The sequence below is a fragment of the Pseudomonas corrugata genome, assembly GCF_050920615.1.
Classification (GTDB): Bacteria; Pseudomonadota; Gammaproteobacteria; order Pseudomonadales; family Pseudomonadaceae; genus Aquipseudomonas; species Aquipseudomonas corrugata.
In genome coordinates this window covers 3,662,845-3,681,186 of the sequence record NZ_CP130434.1, presented here as the reverse complement: position 1 = coordinate 3,681,186, position 18,342 = coordinate 3,662,845, and the positions used below count along the sequence as shown (strand labels likewise).

Genomic DNA, 18,342 nt, shown 5'->3' with positions numbered 1-18,342 from the left:
GCTCGAGTCGTCCGTAGCTGGTATCTGTACGCATAACCAGTACTCCAATGCCCGTGGCGCTTCTTCCCGTGACAGCCAACCCTCTCGACGATCCCTTTTATTACCTGAACAATTTCCAGCAGGTGCTTGCCTGGCTGACGCAACGCTATGCCGACGTACTCAGCATCGAGGAGCAGCGCTTCATCGACGACTTCGCGTCGTTGCCTCGCTCGTCCCAAGGCTTGCTGGTACGCATGGTGATGCGCAAGGGGTTGCGCTTTCGGCACAGCAAATTGCACTACCTGGAAATCGGTGACATTGGCGCGGCGGTCGAACCGCTGCTGTCCCTGGGCTGGGTACAGGATCAACCCCTGAACCTTGCCGAACTGTTCGAGGTGCTGCTCAAGCCGGAAATCATCCTGTGCCTGGGCCACCTGATCGAACGGCCCAAGGCGAAAAAGTCCGAATGGCTCCTGGCCTTGGACGATCGTCTGGACGAAACACGGCCATTCAATCAATGGTGCCCGCAGTTGGAGGAGCGGCTGTACAGCCTGACGATCATGGAAACCTGCGACCGGCTGCGGTTGATGTTCTTTGGCAACCTCTATCAGGACTGGTCGGAGTTCGTGCTGGCGGACCTGGGCATCTTCACTTACGAAACCGTGGCGTTCAGCGCCGAATCCCGAGGCTTGCGCAGCCGACAGGATGTCGATGCCTGTCTGTTCCTGCACGGGTGCCAGCAGCGCTTCGAAGCCGGCGAGCCACTGGACGACATCGTCGCCCAAGTCAACGCGTTGGTCTTGGACAACCCGTGGCTGGAGCGGCGCCGAGGCAAGTTGCTGTTCCAGATCGGCCAGCACGCCGAACGCATCGCCGATTTTGCCCTGGCCCTGTGCATCTATCGCGACTGCCGCTACCCCGGCGCACGGTTGCGGATGATCCGCGTGCTGGAGCGCCTCGGTGAGTACGCCTTGGCCCTGGAACTGGGGGAAGCGGCAGCCCTGGCGCCGGAGAACGCAGCTGAAAGCCAGGCGTTGCTCAGGGTCGTGCCGCGGTTGCAGCGCAAGCTGGGCGGCCCGCCGGTGCCTCGTGCCGTGGTCCGGGAAACGGAGCGGCTGGACCTTCGTCTGCCCCGCGTCGATCCGGCCTTGTCGGTGGAGTATCACGTCCAGGCTCATTTGCACGACGAGACCGCCCCGGTGCATTACGTCGAGAACAGCCTGATCAACTCATTGTTCGGCCTGTTGTGCTGGCCGGCTATTTTCGCGCCTTTGCCGGGGGCGTTCTTCCATCCGTTCCAGCGCGGCCCGGTGGACCTGCTCAACGAAGATTTCCCGGTCCGCCGCGCCGAACTGTTCGCCACCTGCTTCGCGGAACTCGACGATGGGCGCTATCGGGACACCATTGTGCGTCGCTATACAGAGAAATGGGGTGTCCAATCGCCTTTCGTGTTCTGGGGTGCGATGTCTGAAGAACTGTTGCATCAGGCACTCGATTGCCTCCCGGCCGAACACCTCAAGCACTGGTTCAATCGCCTGCTGCTGGACATCAAGGCCAACCGTGCCGGCATGCCGGACCTGATCCAGTTCTGGCCGCAGCACAAGACGTATCGCATGATCGAAGTCAAAGGCCCCGGCGACCGCCTGCAGGACAACCAATTGCGTTGGCTGGCGTTCTGTCACGAACACCGGATGCCCGTCGCGGTCTGCCATGTGCAATGGATGGAGCAGGGCGCATGACCCCGGAACCGGCCTACAGCATCGCCGTGCGGGCGTTGTGTGAGTTCACCGCCAAGACCGGCGACCTGGACCTGCGCTTTACCCCTTCGCCCACGGCGCTGGAAGGTATCGTTGGCCACCGCACCGTGGCATCACGGCGCAATATTACGTATCAGGCAGAGATCAGCCTCGAAGGCCGCTACCGGAGCATGCGGGTCAAGGGGCGAGCCGACGGCTACGACCCGGTCCGCAACTGCGTCGAGGAGGTGAAGACCTATCGCGGCGACCTGTCCAGGCAACCGGCCAATCATCGCCAGTTGCACTGGGCCCAGGCGAAGATCTACGGCTGGCTGATGTGCCAGAAACTGCACCTTCCACGCATCGACGTGGCCCTGGTGTATTTCGACATCGTCAGTGAACAGGAAACCTGCCTGACGCAAGGCTTCGAGGCGACGCAGCTCGAGGCTTTCTTCGAAGAGCAGTGCGCATTGTTCCTGGCCTGGGCCGAACAGGAGATGGCTCACCGGCAAGCGCGCAACGGCGGTGCGCAGGCGCTGGCCTTTCCCCATGCTGGCTTCAGGCCGGGACAACGGCACCTGGCCGAGTCGGTGTTCAAGGCGGTCAGCACCGGACGCTGCCTCATGGCCCAGGCGCCCACCGGCATCGGCAAGACCATCGGTACGCTGTTCCCGATGCTCAAGGCCCTGGCGCCGCAGCGACTGGACAAGGTGTTCTTTCTCACGGCCAAGACGCCGGGACGCAAGCTGGCGCTGGATGCCGCGCGGGTGATCACCCATAGCGCACCGTCGATGCCGTTGCGGGTCCTGGAGATGGTCGCCAGGGATAAAGCCTGTGAGCATCCGGACAAGGCGTGCCATGGCGAATCCTGTCCACTGGCCCGTGGCTTCTATGAACGCCTGCCCGGCGCCCGCGAGGCCGCCAGCAGGCTCACCTTGCTCGATCAGGCCGCGTTGCGCGAGATTGCGCTGGCCCATGAAGTGTGCCCGTACTACCTCAGCCAGGAAATGGCCCGTTGGGCCGACGTGGTCGTCGCCGACTACAACTATTATTTCGACTTCAGCGCCTTGCTGTTCGCCCTGGCCCAGGCCGATGGCTTGACCGTCGCGACCCTGGTTGATGAAGCCCATAACCTGGTGGAACGGGGGCGGCAGATGTACAGCGCGACCCTCGACCAGTCCACATTGGCCGCGGTGCGCAAAACCGCCCCCGAACCCCTGAAGAAATCCTTGCAGCGGGTCAATCGCCAGTGGAACGCCTTGCACGCTCTTCAGGTTGCGGCCTACCAGGCCTATGAAAAACCACCGGAGAAACTGCTCCAGGCACTGTCCCTGTGCACCACGGCCATCGGCGATTACCTCAATGACCATCCCCAGGGCCTGGACGGCGACTTGCAGGCGTTCTACTTCGAGGCCTTGCAGTTCGGTCGGGTGGCGGAATCGTTCAATGAGCATTTCCTGTTTGACATCCATAAGCGTGAGCTCGGTCGTCAACGCAGCCTGTCCACCTTGTGCTTGCGCAATGTGGTGCCGGCCGGCTTCTTGCGGCCAAGGCTCACGGCGGCCCGCAGCAGCGTGCTGTTCTCCGCCACCCTGAGTCCACGGCACTACTACGCCGACCTGTTGGGCACACCGGCGGATATGGTGTGGATCGATGTGGAATCACCGTTCCATGCCGGACAACTGGACGTTCAGGTCGTCAGTCGGATTTCCACCCGTTTCGCCCACCGCCAGGCATCGCTGGAACCGATTGTCGGGTTGATGGCGCGCCAGTTCGGCGAACGTCCCGGCAACTACCTGGCCTTTTTCAGTAGCTTCGATTACTTGCAACAGGTGGTCGGGCTGTTCGCCGAACGGCACCCGGACATTGCGATCTGGACCCAATCCCGGGGCATGGGCGAAGCGTCCCGGCAGGCCTTTCTCGAACGGTTCATGGAGCACAGCCAGGGCATCGGCTTCGCGGTGCTGGGCGGTGCGTTCGGCGAGGGAATCGACTTGCCGGGCTCGCGGCTGATCGGCGCGTTTATCGCCACCCTGGGGCTGGCGCAGTTCAATCCGGTCAACGAACAGATCAAGCAGCGCATGGCCGCGATTTTCGGCGACGGCTATGACTACACCTACCTGTACCCCGGCTTGCAGAAAGTCGTCCAGGCCGCCGGGCGCGTCATCCGCACCCAACAGGACCGTGGGGTGGTGATGCTGATCGACGACCGGTTCGGCGAAGCCCGGGTGCAGCACTTATTGCCGGATTGGTGGTCTGTCACTCAAGAACATCCTGCTAAATCCTGTGGGAGCGAGCCTGCTCGCGATTGCGGCGTTTCAGTCACTTAGGGCCAACTGAACGACCGCTATCGCGAGCAGGCTCGCTCCCACAAAGGGATTTGCGTCGATTTCCATTTTTGGTCCCGCCGGTTAATAATTTCCGAGGCAGGACCTGCACCATACTTCGCAAAGAATCTACACGGACACCCCGGCCAAAAATGCTTGAGAACAATCAGAAGACTGCCCGCATTAACGAGGAACAGCGTTTTCGGCTGCTGATCGACGCCGTGGTCGACTATGCCATCTACATGACCGACCCTACGGGTATCATCACCAGTTGGAACTCCGGTGCCCGGCGCTTCAAAGGCTACGAAGAGTCCGAGATCCTCGGCCAGCATTTCTCCCGTTTCTACACCGACCAGGACCGCGCCGCCGGCCTGCCGCAACGGGCGCTGGATACCGCCTTGCGCGAGGGCCGTTTCGAAGGCGAGGGCTGGCGGGTGCGCAAGGACGGTACGCTGTTCTGGTCCCATGTGGTCATCGACCCGATCATCGACAGCCAGAGCGGCGCCTTGCTCGGTTTTGCCAAGATCACCCGCGACCTGACCGATCGCAAGATGGCCGAGGAAACCCTCAAGCAAAGCGAGCAGCAGTTTCGCCTGCTGGTACAGAGTGTCACCGATTACGCCATCTACATGCTCAATCCTGAAGGGCAAGTGACCAATTGGAACCAGGGGGCGCAACGGATCAAGGGCTACCTGCCGGCTGAGGCCATTGGCCGGCATTTTTCGATGTTCTATACCCCCGAAGACCGTGAAAATGGCGAGCCACAGCGGGCGTTGAGCATCGCCGCCAGCGAAGGGCGCTTCGAGAAGAAAGGGTGGCGGGTACGCAAGGACGGTACGCGGTTCATGGCCCATGTGGTCATCGATGCGATCCGCAGCGACACCGGCACGCTGCTGGGGTTTGCCAAGATCACCCGCGACATCACCGACGCCACCCAGGCGCAGCAGGCCCTTGAGCAGACCCGCGAGGCCCTGTTCCAGTCCCAGAAATTGCAGGCCATCGGTCAACTCACGGGCGGCATTGCCCATGACTTCAACAACCTGCTCACGGTGATTCTCGGCAACCTGGAGATCGTGCGCAAGCGCATGCCTGGTACCCCGAAACTGGCCCAATTGCTGGACAACGCGACACAGGGCGCGCTGCGCGGGGTTTCGCTGACCCAGCGGATGCTAGCCTTTGCCCGTCGGCAGAAACTGACGTCCGAGTCGGTGGAGTTGGCGGCCTTGGTGCAGGGCATCAGCGGCCTGCTGCAAAGCTCCATGGGCCCGTCGATACATATCCAGACCGCTTTCGCCGATGCGCTGTCGCCGGTCCTGGCGGACGTCAACCAGCTGGAACTGGCCATCCTCAATCTGGCGACCAACGCCCGGGACGCCATGCCCCACGGCGGGCGCATCCTGATTGCGGCCAATGAGCGACGGGATACTGGGGCTCCGGACACGTCTCTGAGGACCGGGCGGTACGTCTGTCTGTCGATCACCGACGAAGGCGAGGGGATGGATGAGGCGACGCTGGCCTCGGCCGTGGACCCGTTCTTCACCACCAAGGGTGTCGGCAAGGGCACAGGCCTGGGCTTGTCCATGGTGCATGGCCTGGCCGAACAGTTGGGGGGGCGGTTGATACTCAAGAGCCAGAAGGGGGTCGGCACCACGGCTGAGTTATGGCTGCCAGTGGCTGATCACTCGGTGCCGGAGACGGTGCCGGTACAGGCGCAGGCACCGTTGTCGACCCAGGAACTGCTGGTGCTGGTGGTCGACGATGACAGCCTGGTGCTGACCAGCACTCGCCTGTTGATCGAAGATCTGGGGCACCGGGTGCTCTGCGCCCCGTCGGGCGCGCAGGCGCTGGAATTATACGAGCGCAATCCGGACATCGACCTGGTGATCACCGATATGGCCATGCCACAGATGGATGGGGCGCACTTGGCTAAGTTGCTACGAGACCGGCAACCCACCTTGCCCGTCATTCTTGCCACCGGCTACGCCGAGCGCCTGGAGGGTTTCGCCACGCAGTTGCCGCGGCTGACCAAGCCGTTCAAGCAGATTGACCTGGTGCAGGCTATTGGGCAGACGATGAAATGACCATGGCCTGTTGATGATCCCCAGCAGCAGGAGAACCTGTAGCAGGAGAACCTGTGGCAGGAGAACCTGTGGGAGCAAGGCTTGCCCGCGATACATACACTGCGGTTTCTGAGAAGACCGCATCAGCTTCATCGCGGGCAAGCCTTGCTCCCACAGATACCCTTGTCACAGAAGCTTGCGTTCCCTGGCTATCGGGCATTTTTGCTGAACCCCCGCAGATTCATGGCACACAAGCAGAACTGCAACACAATCAGCGCATACGCATCCGAATGCAGCCCCCAGACAACCCACAGAATGTTGCTTGCAATGAAGCAACTGAAGCCCATTAGCCGCCGCCGTGGCTGGCGTGATCCGATCAGCCAGGCGGCGAGCACCGTCACCACCATCGCCGGCCACTGCACCCATGCAAGATAATCCACCCAATTTTCCTCAACGCCATCGATGATCTAAAGACCCTGGCGGCGGGACGACGTTTCGTTGAACCTGCGGTCCATCGACTTGAACTTGCCTGTTGGCGCGGTCCTCTAACAGGTTCGAATCATTACCGAGGGATAGCCCACGCAATGCCCCGAATCCTGACCAGCCAGACCCAGGAAGAAGCGCTGACGGAACACCAGGCCAAACTGTTCGGCTCCCCCAAGGAACGACTGGATTTCTATCGTCGGGAGATCCAGTACGAAACCAGTATCCTGGCCAATCGTACCGATGCGTATCTTGCCGCCCAGTCGTTCCTGGTGATCGCCTTCGCCTCCTGCATGGCAAACCTGAACCCGGAATGGGGCAAGCTGTTTACCTTGATCGTGCCGCCGTTCCTGGCCTTGCTGGGCTTCCTGAGCTCCCTCAACGCCTGGCCGGGTATTCGTGCCGCCTACGAGATCATCGATCATTGGCATTTCAAACAAAGTGAGCTGTTGCGCTGCGAACCGATGATGGGCCTGGTCTATGACGAGTCGCCGCTGTTCAGCGAGCGGGAATCGACCCACAAGGGGTACCGCAAATCCCTGTTGTTTTCGGTGCGTACGCCGTGGATCTTCGCCGCGTTCTGGGTACTGCTGGGGATGTATTCGGTCTACATCCAGGTGAGCGACCCCGGGGCTTGAGGTCACTGGTCTAGCCTGAACGCTTGTGGCGTTCATACCACGCCAGGGTCGGCTGGGTGCTCAAACCGTGGACCAGGATACTCAGGGCCACCACCGAGAGCGTGAGGTTGATACACAGATTCGCCACCTCGGGTGGCAAGTGATGGTTCAAGGCATAGAACAGGTAGAACAGACTGCCGATGCCACGTATGCCGAACCACCCGATCAGCAATCGTTGCGAGCGGTCCATCAAACGGCCCCAAGGCATTGCCAGCACACACAATGGACGAATGACGGCGAACAGCAGCGCGCCGATGGCCAGGGCCCGCCAGTCCCAGTGATTAACCAGCACTATCCCGAGCAGCGTCACCAGGAACACCTCCATGGCGCGCTCCACGAGGCTGCCAAACGCGAGCATGTCGCCCATCATCACACCGGCGGCCACCTGGCTGTCTTCCAGGGACTCGGTGTCCGCCAGCACGGCTTGCCGAGGAGCGACTGTTTCGTGTCCTACCACCGGTTGCACCAGGTGTTCGGCTGGCGGCGAGTCCTCGGCGGTGGAAGCCACTTCGGCCTGGCGCAACCCCAACCCGGCGGCGAACACCGAGAGAAAGCCGTAGCCCTGGACCGATTCGGCGGCGACGTAGGCCAACGCAATCAACGCCAGGGCCAGATAATCATTGGGCGAGAGGGTGCTGTCGGCATTCCTGATACGCATCGACAAGGTCATGCGACCGATGCCACGGCCCATCATGTAACCGATCAACAAGCCTGCCGGTACGGCCCATAGCACATCGCGCAAGGCCCACTCGGCGAGGAAACCGTCGTTGCCGTCGCGCAGCATCAGCAGACCAAGGATCACGAACGGAAACGCTGTACCATCGTTCAACCCGGCCTCACCGGATAACCCGAAACGCACCCGATCGTCGTCCCGGGCATCGTTGACCTGCACCAGCGCCGCCAGCACCGGGTCGGTCGGCGCCAGCATCGCGCCGATCAGCAGTGACACGCCCCAGCCGAGGCCGAACAGATAATGCAGCGTCAGGCACAGACCGGCGATGCTCAGGATCATCACCGGTCCGGCCAACCCATAGGCTACGCGCCAGGTACGGTCTTTGAAGGGCAGGCGCAACTTGAGACCGCTGACGAATAGCGAAAACACCACGGCTATTTCAGTGAGGTGTTCCATCCACGTTGTGGAGTCATGGATGTCCAACTGCAACAACTCCACCCCCGCCGGACCGATGGCGACGCCCAGCGCCAGGCATATCGCCGAGGTGGTCACCGGCATCCAGCGCAGGTATGAAGAAGTCAGGGCCAGGGTCAGCAATACGGTACCGAGCACCGCAACCCACGCTGTGAAAATCATTGGTGCTCCTTGATGGCGGGATAAACCAGAACCCTGTGGCGAGGGGATTTATCGAAACGTCGCACCGCCCCGCTGGGCTGCGAAGCGGCCCTAGAACAGTCAACTCAATCTGTCTGGTACACCGCAGTGGCAGGTTTTAGGACTGCTTCGCAGCCCAGCGGGGATAAATCCCCTCGCCACAAGGGTTGGCACTTACCTTCGGCTCTTCCATTCGAGAGCTCGAACAAAGCCAGGGTTCCCCTTACAACAGCACGCCCCGTTTATCCGGCTGCATTTCAATCCGAGGGAATTTTTCGCTCCGCTCAAGGCTCTGCACTGGAAGAGACGTGCTGATTCAGCGTCCTGCCAAGCACCCATGAGGCCCTTATGACTGCGCTGACCACCCTTCACCGGCCCGCCACCGTGCGACCGTTTACAGATCCGTTCACCGCTGCCGGCAACGTGCGCCAATGCTACGAGCGGCTGCTCCAGGGCCCGGACGATGCCGACCGGCAGGCTGTGGCCCAAGCTTTTGTCCAGTCATGCCTGGATAAAGCAGCCACGCTGGCGCAGGAGATGCCCGACGACCCCATGGCTCTGCAAGCCTGGGTCGAGCAACACAGCGCCGGTGTGGCCCGGCAATACGGTGATTACCTGGAACGGCGCAAAAACGGAGGCGCACGGGAGTTTTTTTCCAACAAGGCCCACGCGTTGTACTTCCTCCAGGCCGTCGCACCGACCAAGCTGGTAGACGGAGCCTGGTTGTATGGCGTGCTTGAACACTGGCACGACCACCGCTTCGAAGGACTGCTGTGCACCTACCTGGAAGAGTTGGGCGACGGCGTCCCGGCGCAGAACCATGTTGTGATCTACCGCAAGCTGCTCGCCGAACATGGTTTGGCGGATGCTCCGGACATCGACGATGACCACTACCTGCAAGGCGCGGTGCAGTTGGCCCTGGGATATGCCGGTGATGAATACCTGCCCGAGGTCATCGGCTACAACCTGGGTTACGAGCAACTGCCCTTGCACCTGTTGATCAGCGCCTATGAGCTGAGCGAACTGGACATTGACCCGTATTACTTCACCCTCCACGTGACCATCGATAACGCCAGTACCGGCCACGCTCACAAAGCCGTGCAATCGCTGTTGCAACTGATGCCGATGGAAGCCGATCGCGACGCCTTCTGGCGCCGGGTGACCCTGGGTTATCGCCTCAATGACCTCGGGCGAGGCAGCCGGACGATCATCGAGTCGTTCGACCTGTATCGCGAAGTATTGGACATGCTCGAACGCAAACGCCCGTTCGGCCAGCATATGCACTCCGATTACTGCAAATTCGAGGGCAAGACCGTCAACCAGTGGCTGGCGATGCCGGGACAGTTGGAAGGCTTCCTCGATGCGCTGCAGGGCAAAGGCTGGATCAAGCGCCATGAGGACCCGCAGAACAGCCGGTTCTGGACCCTGATCGAAGGTCCCGGCGCGGCGATGTTCGGGGTGTTCAGCCCTTACGAAAAACAGCTCTTGCATGATTGGATCGCTGGCGACTGGCTGGACGAAGGCCCTCGTGCGGCGCCCCGGCGCAACCACGGCGCCGCCAGCGCGCTGCCAACGCCGGCGGAAGATCCCGATGTGCAAAGTCTGCAGCAGGCGCTGCGTGGCCAAACGCCCGCCCAGCAGATGCAGACATTGATGCCCTGGCTTTCGCCCCGTTGCCACAGCCATCCGGCCGGATTGCTGGCGACCCGCCGGTTCATCGAACTCAAATCCGTACTTCGCTAGGAGCCCTGCATGAATCAGGAAGAACGCCTGTCCGAACCCGACCTGGCGCTGTTACAGCTGGGCCGTCGCCTGCAAGCCGACGGTTATCGCTTCATCACGCCAACGCCGTTGACCCACAAGCGGGTCAACCAGCGCCCCGGAAACGAACATTCCAAGACGTTGCGTGACGTGTTCGGCTGGTCGCGGCCATTTGCGCCGGGGCTGATTTCGGCCGATGAGCAGCGTCAATTGCAGGAAGCCGAGGTGCTGGAAGAGCGCGAAGGTCTGCTTCGCAGCCGGGTACGCTGGTCGAGCCTGGATGGGCTGCTGTTTGCCCATTCGGCATTCCCTACCGAGTCCAGCGACGCGGTGTTTTTTGGCCCGGACAGCTACCGCTTCGCACAACTGATCCATACTCATCTGCAACAGAATTTCACGGCAGTGCATCGAGCCGTGGACATCGGCTGTGGCGCCGGTGTCGGCGCGATCGTAATTGCCCGGGCCCGTCGCGAGGCCCAGGTGCTCGCCCTGGACATCAACCCGCTGGCCCTGCGCCTGAGCGCAGTCAACGCCGCGTTGGCCGAGGTGGGTAACCTAGAGATCGCGCATAGCGACCTGCTGCAGAACGTGGACGGCCAGTTCGACCTGATCGTCGCCAACCCTCCGTATATGGCCGATCCGGCGGAGCGCGCCTATCGCGACGGTGGTGGAACCCTCGGCGCCGGACTGTCGTTGCGCATCGTCGAGCAGGCGTTGCCCCGGCTCATGCCAGGCGGCTCCCTGGTGCTCTACACCGGTGTCGCGATGGTCGAAGGTCGCGATCCGTTCCTGGAGGCGTTGGGAGCTTGGCGCGATTCGCCGGATTTTGGCTGGACCTACAAGGAACTGGACCCGGACGTGTTTGGTGAAGAATTGCTGACACCGGGTTATCGGGACGTGGAAAGGATCGCCGTGGTGGCGTTGGTGGTAACCCGCATCGGCGCGGGAATCGGAGGGATTATCGATGAACAGGCGTCTGAAGTTCGGCATTGAAGAGGAATATTTCATCACCGATCTGCAAACCCGCTGCATGCCCGGCCAAACGTCTGAAGCGGTGGTGGCCGAATGCCGGATCGAGCTGGGCAAGCATTTCGCCCATGAAATGTTCCAGAGCCAGGTCGAGGTGGCGTCACCCATCTTTCGCAGCCTGCCCGAGGCCGCCGATTACTTGACCAAAGTGCGCGCAGGGCTGACGCGGCGCTTGGCGCCCCATGGATTGGGGTTGCTCAGCGCCGGCTCTCATCCCATGGCTGCCCAGGGATTACAGCCCACCGATGAACTGCACTTCCAGCAACTGTTCGATGATTACCAGCGAGTGGCCCGACGCAGCGTGCTGTCGGGCTTGCATGTGCACGTGGAGGTTCCGGCCGACCGGGACCGGGTACGGGTGATGAACGAGGTTCTGCCCTGGCTGCCGATGTTTCTAGCGCTGAGTGCTTCGTCACCGTTCTGGAATGGCGCGTATACCGGGTTTAACAGCTACCGCCAGGTCGCCTGCGATGAGTGGCCGCGCATGGGTGTCCCTGAGTTTTTCGAAGACGAATCGGCGTTTGCCGAGTATGTCGACTTGCTCATGCGCACCGGTTCTATTCGCCAGGCCAGCGATTGCTGGTGGGTGATCCGGCCTTCCTCGCATTTCCCCACCCTGGAAATGCGCATCTGCGATGCCTGTCCCCGGATCGATGATGTGCTCTGTCTCGTCTCGCTGTTTCGGCTGATGGTGGCCCACGCCATTGCCCAACCCAAACCCGGGGCGCGCTACAGCCAGACATCCCAGTGGATCCTCAAGGAAAACCGCTGGCGGGCCAAACGCCACGGGATCCTCGCGGAGTTCATCATCGAGGTGCAGGAGCAGCCCATGCTCATCGGTGAATGGCTGACCCTGGCCGAACAGACCTTTGGTGAAACGGCCGCCGCCCTGGGCGTTTGCGACGTGTTCAAGCAGGCGCGACGCATCGTGCAGGAAGGCACCAGTGCTGACCGGCAAGTGGTCCTCTACGAACAAGGCTTGCTCCTGGGAGATACACCTGTGCAGGCCCTGGGTCGGGTCGTGGATCAATTGGTATCGGAAACTGCCGGGCTGCCGGTGGCCGGTCCGGCGCTACAGCAAGTCGCAGGTGGCCGATGACCAGCAAGAACCTTGATGAATACAACCGTATGCGTGATTTCGCCGCCACCCCGGAGCCGGCGGCGAAGCGCACGCGCAAATCGAAGAAAACCGCCCACGCCTTGCAGTTCTGCATTCAGAAACACGATGCTTCACGCCTGCATTACGACTTCCGCCTGGAACTGGACGGCGCACTGAAGAGCTGGGCGGTGCCCAAGGGACCGAGCCTGGACCCCAAGTCCAAGCGCCTTGCCGTGCATGTCGAAGATCACCCATTGGATTACGCAACATTCGAGGGCAGCATTCCGGAAGGTCATTATGGCGCCGGCGATGTCATTGTCTGGGATCGGGGCATGTGGATTCCCCAGGGCGATCCCCATGAGGCCTACGAGAAAGGCCGGCTCAAGTTCGAGCTGCAAGGCGAGAAGCTGGCCGGCCTGTGGAATCTGGTGCGTACGCACATGCCGGGCAAGCAGGAACAGTGGTTCCTGATCAAACACCAGGACGACGCCGCTCGTCCTGAGAGTGAATACGACGTAGTGCAGGCCGAGCCGGAGAGCGTGCTCAGCGATCGCACCATCGCACCCAAGCGCCGGGGTAAAGCCGCTGCTGCCAAAGCGGTGAAGCAGCCGGACAAAGCCGCCAAGCCCAAGTCATCGAAAAAAATCGCGAAAACCACCCTCAGCGGCGCGGTGGCCGTGCCGATTCCCGAGACACTCAAGCCGGAGCTGGCGACCCTGGTGGAAAGCGCCCCCGACGGCGAATGGCTCTATGAAATCAAATTCGACGGCTATCGGGTCATGGCCCGTATCGAGAACGGTGACGTTCGCCTGATTACCCGCAACGGCCACGACTGGACCCACAAGTTGCCCAGCCAGGCCGAGGCCCTGGCCGGGCTCGGGCTTGAGTCGGCCTGGCTCGACGGAGAAATGGTGGTGGTCAACGAACAGGGCGTACCGGATTTCCAGGCCCTGCAAAACGCCTTCGACGCCGGCAGCAGCGGCAAGATCGCTTATTACCTGTTCGACCTGCCTTATCTCAATGGCATGGACTTGCGCAAAGTACCGGTAGAGCAACGCCGGGCTGCATTGGCGGCAGTGCTGGAAGGCAGTGAGAGTCCGTTGTTGCGTTTCTCCGATGCCTTCGAGGAAACCCCCGAAGCGTTGCTCAACAGCGCTTGCCGGATGCAAATGGAAGGGCTGATCGGCAAGCGCGCGGGCAGTGCCTATGTGTCCCGGCGCAGCAGCGACTGGATCAAGCTCAAATGCAAGAATCGCCAGGAGTTCGTGGTGGTCGGTTTCAGCGACCCCAAAGGCGCGCGCAGTGCTTTCGGTGCATTGCTGCTGGGGTTGCATGACGCCGACAGCGGCGAGCTGTGCTACGCCGGCAAGGTCGGCACCGGGTTCAACGAGACCACCCTCAAGAACATCCACCAGCAGTTGCTGCCCCTGGAGACGAAGCAAGCTGCCGTGGTGAATCCGCCCACCGGCTACGAAGCCAAGGGCGTGCACTGGCTCAAGCCGACGTTGCTGGCCGAAGTGGCGTATGCCGAGATGACCAAGGAAGGTTCGGTGCGCCACGCGGTGTTCCATGGTTTACGCAGTGATAAACCAGCCAGGGAAATTACTCAGGAGCGTCCGAAAACGCTGGACAAGCCTGCACAAGCCGGCAAAAAACCGGTCAAATCCGCGACGAAAACCAAGGGCACTCAAATCCCGGCGATGGATGGCAAGGTGCGGATCACCCATCCTGACCGGGTCATCGACGCCACCAGCGGTACCACCAAGCTGCAACTGGCCGAATATTACGCCGGCGTTGCCGAGTTCATTCTGCCGGAACTGTACGAGCGTCCGGTAGCACTGGTTCGGGCGCCGGACGGGATCGCCGGCGAGCTGTTTTTCCAGAAGAATCCCGAGCGCCTGGCGATCCCCGGGATTACCAGCCTGGACAAGGCACTGACCGGGCAGCCGGTGATGATCATCAACAACGCCGAAGCCCTCATCGGTGCGGTGCAGATGAGTACGGTGGAGTTGCACACCTGGAATGCCACCACCGTGGATCTGGACAAGCCGGATCGCTTCGTCCTCGACCTCGACCCGGACCCGGCGTTGCCTTGGAAGAGCATGGTCGAAGCGACCCAGCTGACCTTGTCGGTGCTCGATGAACTGGGCCTCAAGGCATTCCTCAAGACCAGTGGCGGCAAGGGCATCCATGTGGTGGTGCCGCTGACGCGCAAACTCGGCTGGGACGAGGTCAAGGGGTTCAGCCACGCCATTGTCAGCCATATGGCAAAGCTGCTGCCGGATCGTTTCTCTGCGGTGTCCGGGCCGAAGAATCGGGTAGGGCGGATCTTCATCGACTACCTGCGCAATGGCTTGGGCGCCACCACCATCTGCGCCTACGCCGTCCGGACCCGAGAGGGGCTGCCGGTGTCGGTGCCCATCTTTCGGGATGAGGTGGCGGAGCTCAAGGGGGCGAATCTGTGGAATGTACACAACGTTCATGAGCGTCTTGCGGAAGTGGGGCACGAGCCTTGGGCCGACCTGAAGAAAACCCGCCAGAGCATCACGGCCGATATGCGCCGGCGAATCGGCATGAAGAAAACGGATAAATGATCCAACGGGTCAAACGGATTGTGTGAGCGGAGATGGGGCCTGCGTCGCTCGCCCCTCCCGTGATCACCCCACCGGAAACCGCAAGTATTCCGGCTGCAACACGTTGAACCACAGCAAAATCATCTCCACCAGCATGGTCACCAGGACCAGCAACCCGACACCCCAGACACTCGCCGAGTACAACAGTCCCTGTTCCTTTTTGAGGCTCATGAATTTGGGCAAGCCGATAAACAGCAGGTAGGTCGAATAGGCCGAGGCCACCAGCAATACGGCTACCGCCAGCCAGCGGCTGGGGTAAACCCCGCAAAGCCCGGCCAGGAAGTACGGTGTGGCGGTATAAGCGGCAAAGCCGATGCACTGATTCAATGTCGGACGCGCCTCGAAGGTGCGTGACATCCAGCGAATGAACAGGCCTATCAGGGCCACGCCGACGACGATGGTCAGGTACAGCAGCACACACAGTTGCAGTGCGCTGGGGGCCGTGAGCCGTACCGTTTCGTTCTCGGCCAGGCTCCAGCCGGTCCAGGTGGTGCCGAGGAACAGGCACGCCGCCGGAATAAAGGCCAGCAACAGCAAGTGGCCGAGGTAGTGGCGAGGGTGGGTCTGTTCTTCTTGGCGGATGTCCTGCCAGGCGAATTCGGGATGCGTGAGCAGTTTGACGAAAGATGCGGACATGACGACCTCCTGATCGGCACAGCCTCAGCGTGAGGCCTTTATGGGTTTGAGGCGCAGTATTGAGTGACGGTTTCATTTATTTGGCGAGGCGCGTCGGAAGGTGATCAGAGGGAATGAATCCAAGCGGCAGGGGTCAACCCATCAGCATCCCGGAAGGACTTCGAACCATGACTGTCGCCCACTCCCTGGTTGATTATCTGCGAGACCATGACTTGCGCCTGACCACGGCCGAATCCTGTACCGCCGGCCAGATCGTCACGCTGCTGGCGGAGGTGCCGGGCAGCGGTGCGCTGATCGAAAGCGGTTACGTGGTGTATTCCCCCGAGGCGAAACAACGGCTGTTAGGCGTAAGCCCGCGCACCATCGATGCCTTCAACCTCACCAGTCGTGAAGTGGCCGAGGAAATGGCCCTCGGCGCTTTGCACGACGCCAATGCCAACGTGGCGGTGGCCACCACCGGTATCCTCGGACCAGACGACATGGATGGCATCCCGGCAGGCACCGTGTGCTTCGCCTGGGCCTTTGAGATGAATGGCAAACGGGCGCTGTTCAGCCGGCAGGAGCGCTTCTTCGGAGGTCGCGGACAGGTGCAGTTGTGGGCCGCCGAACACGCGCTCCTGCAACTGCGACACTTTCATCAGCGTGCCCTGGCGGGTGAGCGTCGATAGGACAGTCCCATGAGCAACCACACCGAGCCGGAAGGCTTTCCGGAAGGCTTTCGCCAGCGCTCATATGCGCAGTTCTTGTGGCGAGGGGACAGGTCCCCTTGCCACAATCGGGATGCGGCTCCATCTGTCGACCAATAGTTGCCCGTGGCAACGTTGGAGAACAGGCATTCTCCAACGGCCATACGTTATTCAATGGGGAGAAAGAATTGTTCAGTCATATACAGATCGGTGCGCGAGACTTGCCGAAGATGATTGCTTTCTATGATGCAGTCCTGGGCTGCCTGGGACTGGTGCGCATGGACAGCGAAAACGATTCCGGACCGCCTGGGGAAGGCTGGCATCAACCCGGCAAGCGTTGGCCCCAGGTATTCGTGCAAAAACCCTTCAACGGCTTGCCGGCTACGTGGGGCAATGGCATGCAGGTCAGCTTCGCCGCCGACTCACCGCAAACCGTGCGCGCCGCCTGGGACCTGGCCATCGCCATGGGCGGCTTCGACGAAGGCCCGCCGGGCCCGAGGCCGCAGTACTCGGAGGGCTACTTTGGCGCCTATTGCCGGGACCCGGAGGGAAACAAGCTGTGTTTTGTGTATGCGCCGGATCTGCATGAGTAATCATTTGTGGCGAGGGGATTTATCCCCGTTGGGTTGCGTAGCAACCCGGCTTTTCCAGCACTGAGAACCCTGGGCGAGCGAGCGGGGATAAATCCCCTCGCCACAGATAAATCCCTCTCCACGTAGGTTATTCCAACAGTCAGCGCCGAGCCTTCAGGCTCTTCTCCATCCGTGCAATCCCTTCCTCCAGCAAGGCCCGAGGGCAGCCGAAGTTCAGGCGCACGAACTGTTGGGCGTCGTCGCCAAAATCCAGCCCTGCGCTGAGCCCTACCTTGGCTTCATTGAGGAAGAAGGCTTGCGGGTCGTCCAAGCCCAATCCCGAGCAATCCAGCCACGCCAGATAGGTGCCTTGGGGGATGGTCATGGCGACGCCCGGCAGACGGGTCTGCACCGCATTGACCAGGTAATCACGGTTGGCTTGCAGATACACCTTCAACGCTTCGAGCCACGGGCCGGCCTCGCTGTAGGCCGCACGGGTCGCCTCGAGGCCCAGGGCATTGACGCTGTCGACCATACCGGCACGGGCGTTGTTGACCCGTTCGCGCACCTTGGCGTTCTGGATGATGGCGAACGAGGTTTTCAACCCGGCGATGTTGTAGGCCTTGCTGGCGGACATCAGAGTGATAGTGCGTTCGGCGATTTCCGGGCTCAGGCTGGCGGTGGGAATGTGCACCCGGCCGTCGAAACACAGCTCGGCATGGATCTCGTCGGAGATGATCCAGGCATCCTGCTCCAGACAGATATCCGCCACGGCCTTGAGCTCGTCCCGGCCGAACACCTTGCCCAGCGGGTTGTGGGGATTGCTCAGCAACAGGGCACCGCCACCGTGCAGGGCCTCGCGCAACGCCGGCAGGGGCGTGTGGAATTCGCCGTTGACCGGGTTGAAAGGCAATTCCACCTTGTTCAACTGCCAGTGGTCCGGCGCATTGCGCAGCGGCGGGTAGTTGGGCACCTGCACCACGACATTCTGCTGCGGCTCCACCAGCCCATGCAGAGCCATGTTGAAACCCGGCTCAACACCCGGCAGGAAGACGATCTGCTGAGGCTCGACGCGCCAGGCGTACTTGTTCCAGAGATCAGCCACGATAGCGGCGCGCAGGGTGTCCTGGGCCACGCTGTAGCCAAGCATCGGATGCTCGAGACGCTTGCGCAGCGCATCGATGACCACGGGCGGGGCAGCGAAGTCCATATCGGCTACCCACATCGGCAACACATCGGCCGGATAGCGACTCCACTTGGTGCTGCCGGTACCGTGGCGCTCGAACACGAGGTCGAAATCGAAAGTCATGACGGTTCCATCAGGTCAGGGGATTGAA

The 18,342-nt window shown here is 61.5% G+C and carries 14 protein-coding genes; 10 read left to right on the top strand and 4 right to left on the bottom strand.

All coding sequences use genetic code 11. The features are described from left to right. Positions 1-47 precede the first annotated feature (47 nt). The 3 genes from QZH45_RS16525 (at position 48) to QZH45_RS16515 (ending at position 6,123) form a co-directional block, all read left to right on the top strand. Complete coding sequence (locus QZH45_RS16525; RefSeq protein ID WP_081036571.1) at positions 48-1,718, top strand: VRR-NUC domain-containing protein; 1,671 nt, start codon at positions 48-50, stop codon at positions 1,716-1,718. Next, positions 1,715-4,045: an ATP-dependent DNA helicase gene (locus QZH45_RS16520; protein ID WP_069018230.1), complete on the top strand. Its 2,331-nt coding sequence runs from the start codon at positions 1,715-1,717 to the stop codon at positions 4,043-4,045. Before QZH45_RS16525 ends, QZH45_RS16520 begins: the two co-directional genes overlap by 4 nt. A gap of 149 nt (positions 4,046-4,194) precedes the next feature. Then, a complete protein-coding gene (locus QZH45_RS16515; protein ID WP_053194054.1) occupies positions 4,195-6,123 on the top strand; it encodes a hybrid sensor histidine kinase/response regulator in 1,929 nt (642 codons plus the stop codon). A gap of 188 nt (positions 6,124-6,311) precedes the next feature. Here the strand turns inward: QZH45_RS16515 and QZH45_RS16510 are convergent, their stop codons facing one another. Then, positions 6,312-6,542, bottom strand: coding sequence for a hypothetical protein (locus QZH45_RS16510; protein ID WP_024776396.1), 231 nt, complete (start codon positions 6,540-6,542; stop codon positions 6,312-6,314). Between the two features lie 144 nt (positions 6,543-6,686). On the opposite strand from QZH45_RS16510, the gene QZH45_RS16505 reads away from it, so the two are divergent. After that, positions 6,687-7,223, top strand: a complete 537-nt coding sequence (locus QZH45_RS16505; protein WP_055136002.1) for a hypothetical protein — start codon at positions 6,687-6,689, stop codon at positions 7,221-7,223. Between the two features lie 10 nt (positions 7,224-7,233). Here the strand turns inward: QZH45_RS16505 and QZH45_RS16500 are convergent, their stop codons facing one another. Next, complete coding sequence (locus QZH45_RS16500) at positions 7,234-8,571, bottom strand: cation:proton antiporter (RefSeq protein ID WP_024776398.1); 1,338 nt, start codon at positions 8,569-8,571, stop codon at positions 7,234-7,236. A 366-nt stretch (positions 8,572-8,937) separates the two neighbouring features. Between QZH45_RS16500 and QZH45_RS16495 the strand changes: the two genes are divergently transcribed. The 4 genes from QZH45_RS16495 to ligD are packed head-to-tail and all read left to right on the top strand — an operon-like array spanning position 8,938 to position 15,072. Beyond that, positions 8,938-10,332: an iron-containing redox enzyme family protein gene (locus QZH45_RS16495; protein ID WP_053194050.1), complete on the top strand. Its 1,395-nt coding sequence runs from the start codon at positions 8,938-8,940 to the stop codon at positions 10,330-10,332. A gap of 9 nt (positions 10,333-10,341) precedes the next feature. Next, positions 10,342-11,343, top strand: coding sequence for a methyltransferase (locus tag QZH45_RS16490; protein WP_024776400.1), 1,002 nt, complete (start codon positions 10,342-10,344; stop codon positions 11,341-11,343). After that, a complete protein-coding gene (locus QZH45_RS16485; RefSeq protein WP_055136075.1) occupies positions 11,315-12,478 on the top strand; it encodes a carboxylate-amine ligase in 1,164 nt (387 codons plus the stop codon). The genes QZH45_RS16490 and QZH45_RS16485 overlap by 29 nt, the downstream gene beginning before the upstream one ends. Continuing rightward, positions 12,475-15,072 carry a DNA ligase D gene (gene ligD / locus QZH45_RS16480; protein ID WP_055136074.1) on the top strand — a complete coding sequence of 866 codons (2,598 nt, stop codon included), beginning with the start codon at positions 12,475-12,477 and terminating at the stop codon, positions 15,070-15,072. Before QZH45_RS16485 ends, ligD begins: the two co-directional genes overlap by 4 nt. A 63-nt stretch (positions 15,073-15,135) precedes the next feature. Here ligD and QZH45_RS16475 read toward each other — a convergent pair whose 3' ends face one another. Next, positions 15,136-15,747: a Yip1 family protein gene (locus QZH45_RS16475; protein WP_053194046.1), complete on the bottom strand. Its 612-nt coding sequence runs from the start codon at positions 15,745-15,747 to the stop codon at positions 15,136-15,138. Between the two features lie 167 nt (positions 15,748-15,914). Between QZH45_RS16475 and QZH45_RS16470 the strand changes: the two genes are divergently transcribed. Then, positions 15,915-16,415 carry a CinA family protein gene (locus QZH45_RS16470; RefSeq protein WP_053194044.1) on the top strand — a complete coding sequence of 167 codons (501 nt, stop codon included), beginning with the start codon at positions 15,915-15,917 and terminating at the stop codon, positions 16,413-16,415. A 206-nt stretch (positions 16,416-16,621) separates the two neighbouring features. Further along, positions 16,622-17,026: a VOC family protein gene (locus QZH45_RS16465; protein ID WP_024776405.1), complete on the top strand. Its 405-nt coding sequence runs from the start codon at positions 16,622-16,624 to the stop codon at positions 17,024-17,026. Positions 17,027-17,165: 139 nt separating this feature from the next. On the opposite strand, the gene QZH45_RS16460 is transcribed toward QZH45_RS16465, so the two are convergent. Then, entirely contained in the window at positions 17,166-18,314 is a 1,149-nt protein-coding gene (locus QZH45_RS16460; protein WP_024776406.1) for a MalY/PatB family protein, read from the bottom strand. Positions 18,315-18,342 lie beyond the last annotated feature (28 nt).

Bases quoted from the DNA above. Each gene is read 5' to 3' on its own strand.
- QZH45_RS16525 (WP_081036571.1), top strand. From the start codon at position 48: ATGCCCGTGGCGCTTCTTCCCGTGACAGCCAACCCTCTCGACGATCCC.
- QZH45_RS16520 (WP_069018230.1), top strand. From the start codon at position 1,715: ATGACCCCGGAACCGGCCTACAGCATCGCCGTGCGGGCGTTGTGTGAG.
- QZH45_RS16515 (WP_053194054.1), top strand. From the start codon at position 4,195: ATGCTTGAGAACAATCAGAAGACTGCCCGCATTAACGAGGAACAGCGT.
- QZH45_RS16505 (WP_055136002.1), top strand. From the start codon at position 6,687: ATGCCCCGAATCCTGACCAGCCAGACCCAGGAAGAAGCGCTGACGGAA.
- QZH45_RS16500 (WP_024776398.1), bottom strand. From the start codon at position 8,571: ATGATTTTCACAGCGTGGGTTGCGGTGCTCGGTACCGTATTGCTGACC.
- QZH45_RS16495 (WP_053194050.1), top strand. From the start codon at position 8,938: ATGACTGCGCTGACCACCCTTCACCGGCCCGCCACCGTGCGACCGTTT.
- QZH45_RS16490 (WP_024776400.1), top strand. From the start codon at position 10,342: ATGAATCAGGAAGAACGCCTGTCCGAACCCGACCTGGCGCTGTTACAG.
- QZH45_RS16485 (WP_055136075.1), top strand. From the start codon at position 11,315: ATGAACAGGCGTCTGAAGTTCGGCATTGAAGAGGAATATTTCATCACC.
- ligD (WP_055136074.1), top strand. From the start codon at position 12,475: ATGACCAGCAAGAACCTTGATGAATACAACCGTATGCGTGATTTCGCC.
- QZH45_RS16475 (WP_053194046.1), bottom strand. From the start codon at position 15,747: ATGTCCGCATCTTTCGTCAAACTGCTCACGCATCCCGAATTCGCCTGG.
- QZH45_RS16470 (WP_053194044.1), top strand. From the start codon at position 15,915: ATGACTGTCGCCCACTCCCTGGTTGATTATCTGCGAGACCATGACTTG.
- QZH45_RS16460 (WP_024776406.1), bottom strand. From the start codon at position 18,314: ATGACTTTCGATTTCGACCTCGTGTTCGAGCGCCACGGTACCGGCAGC.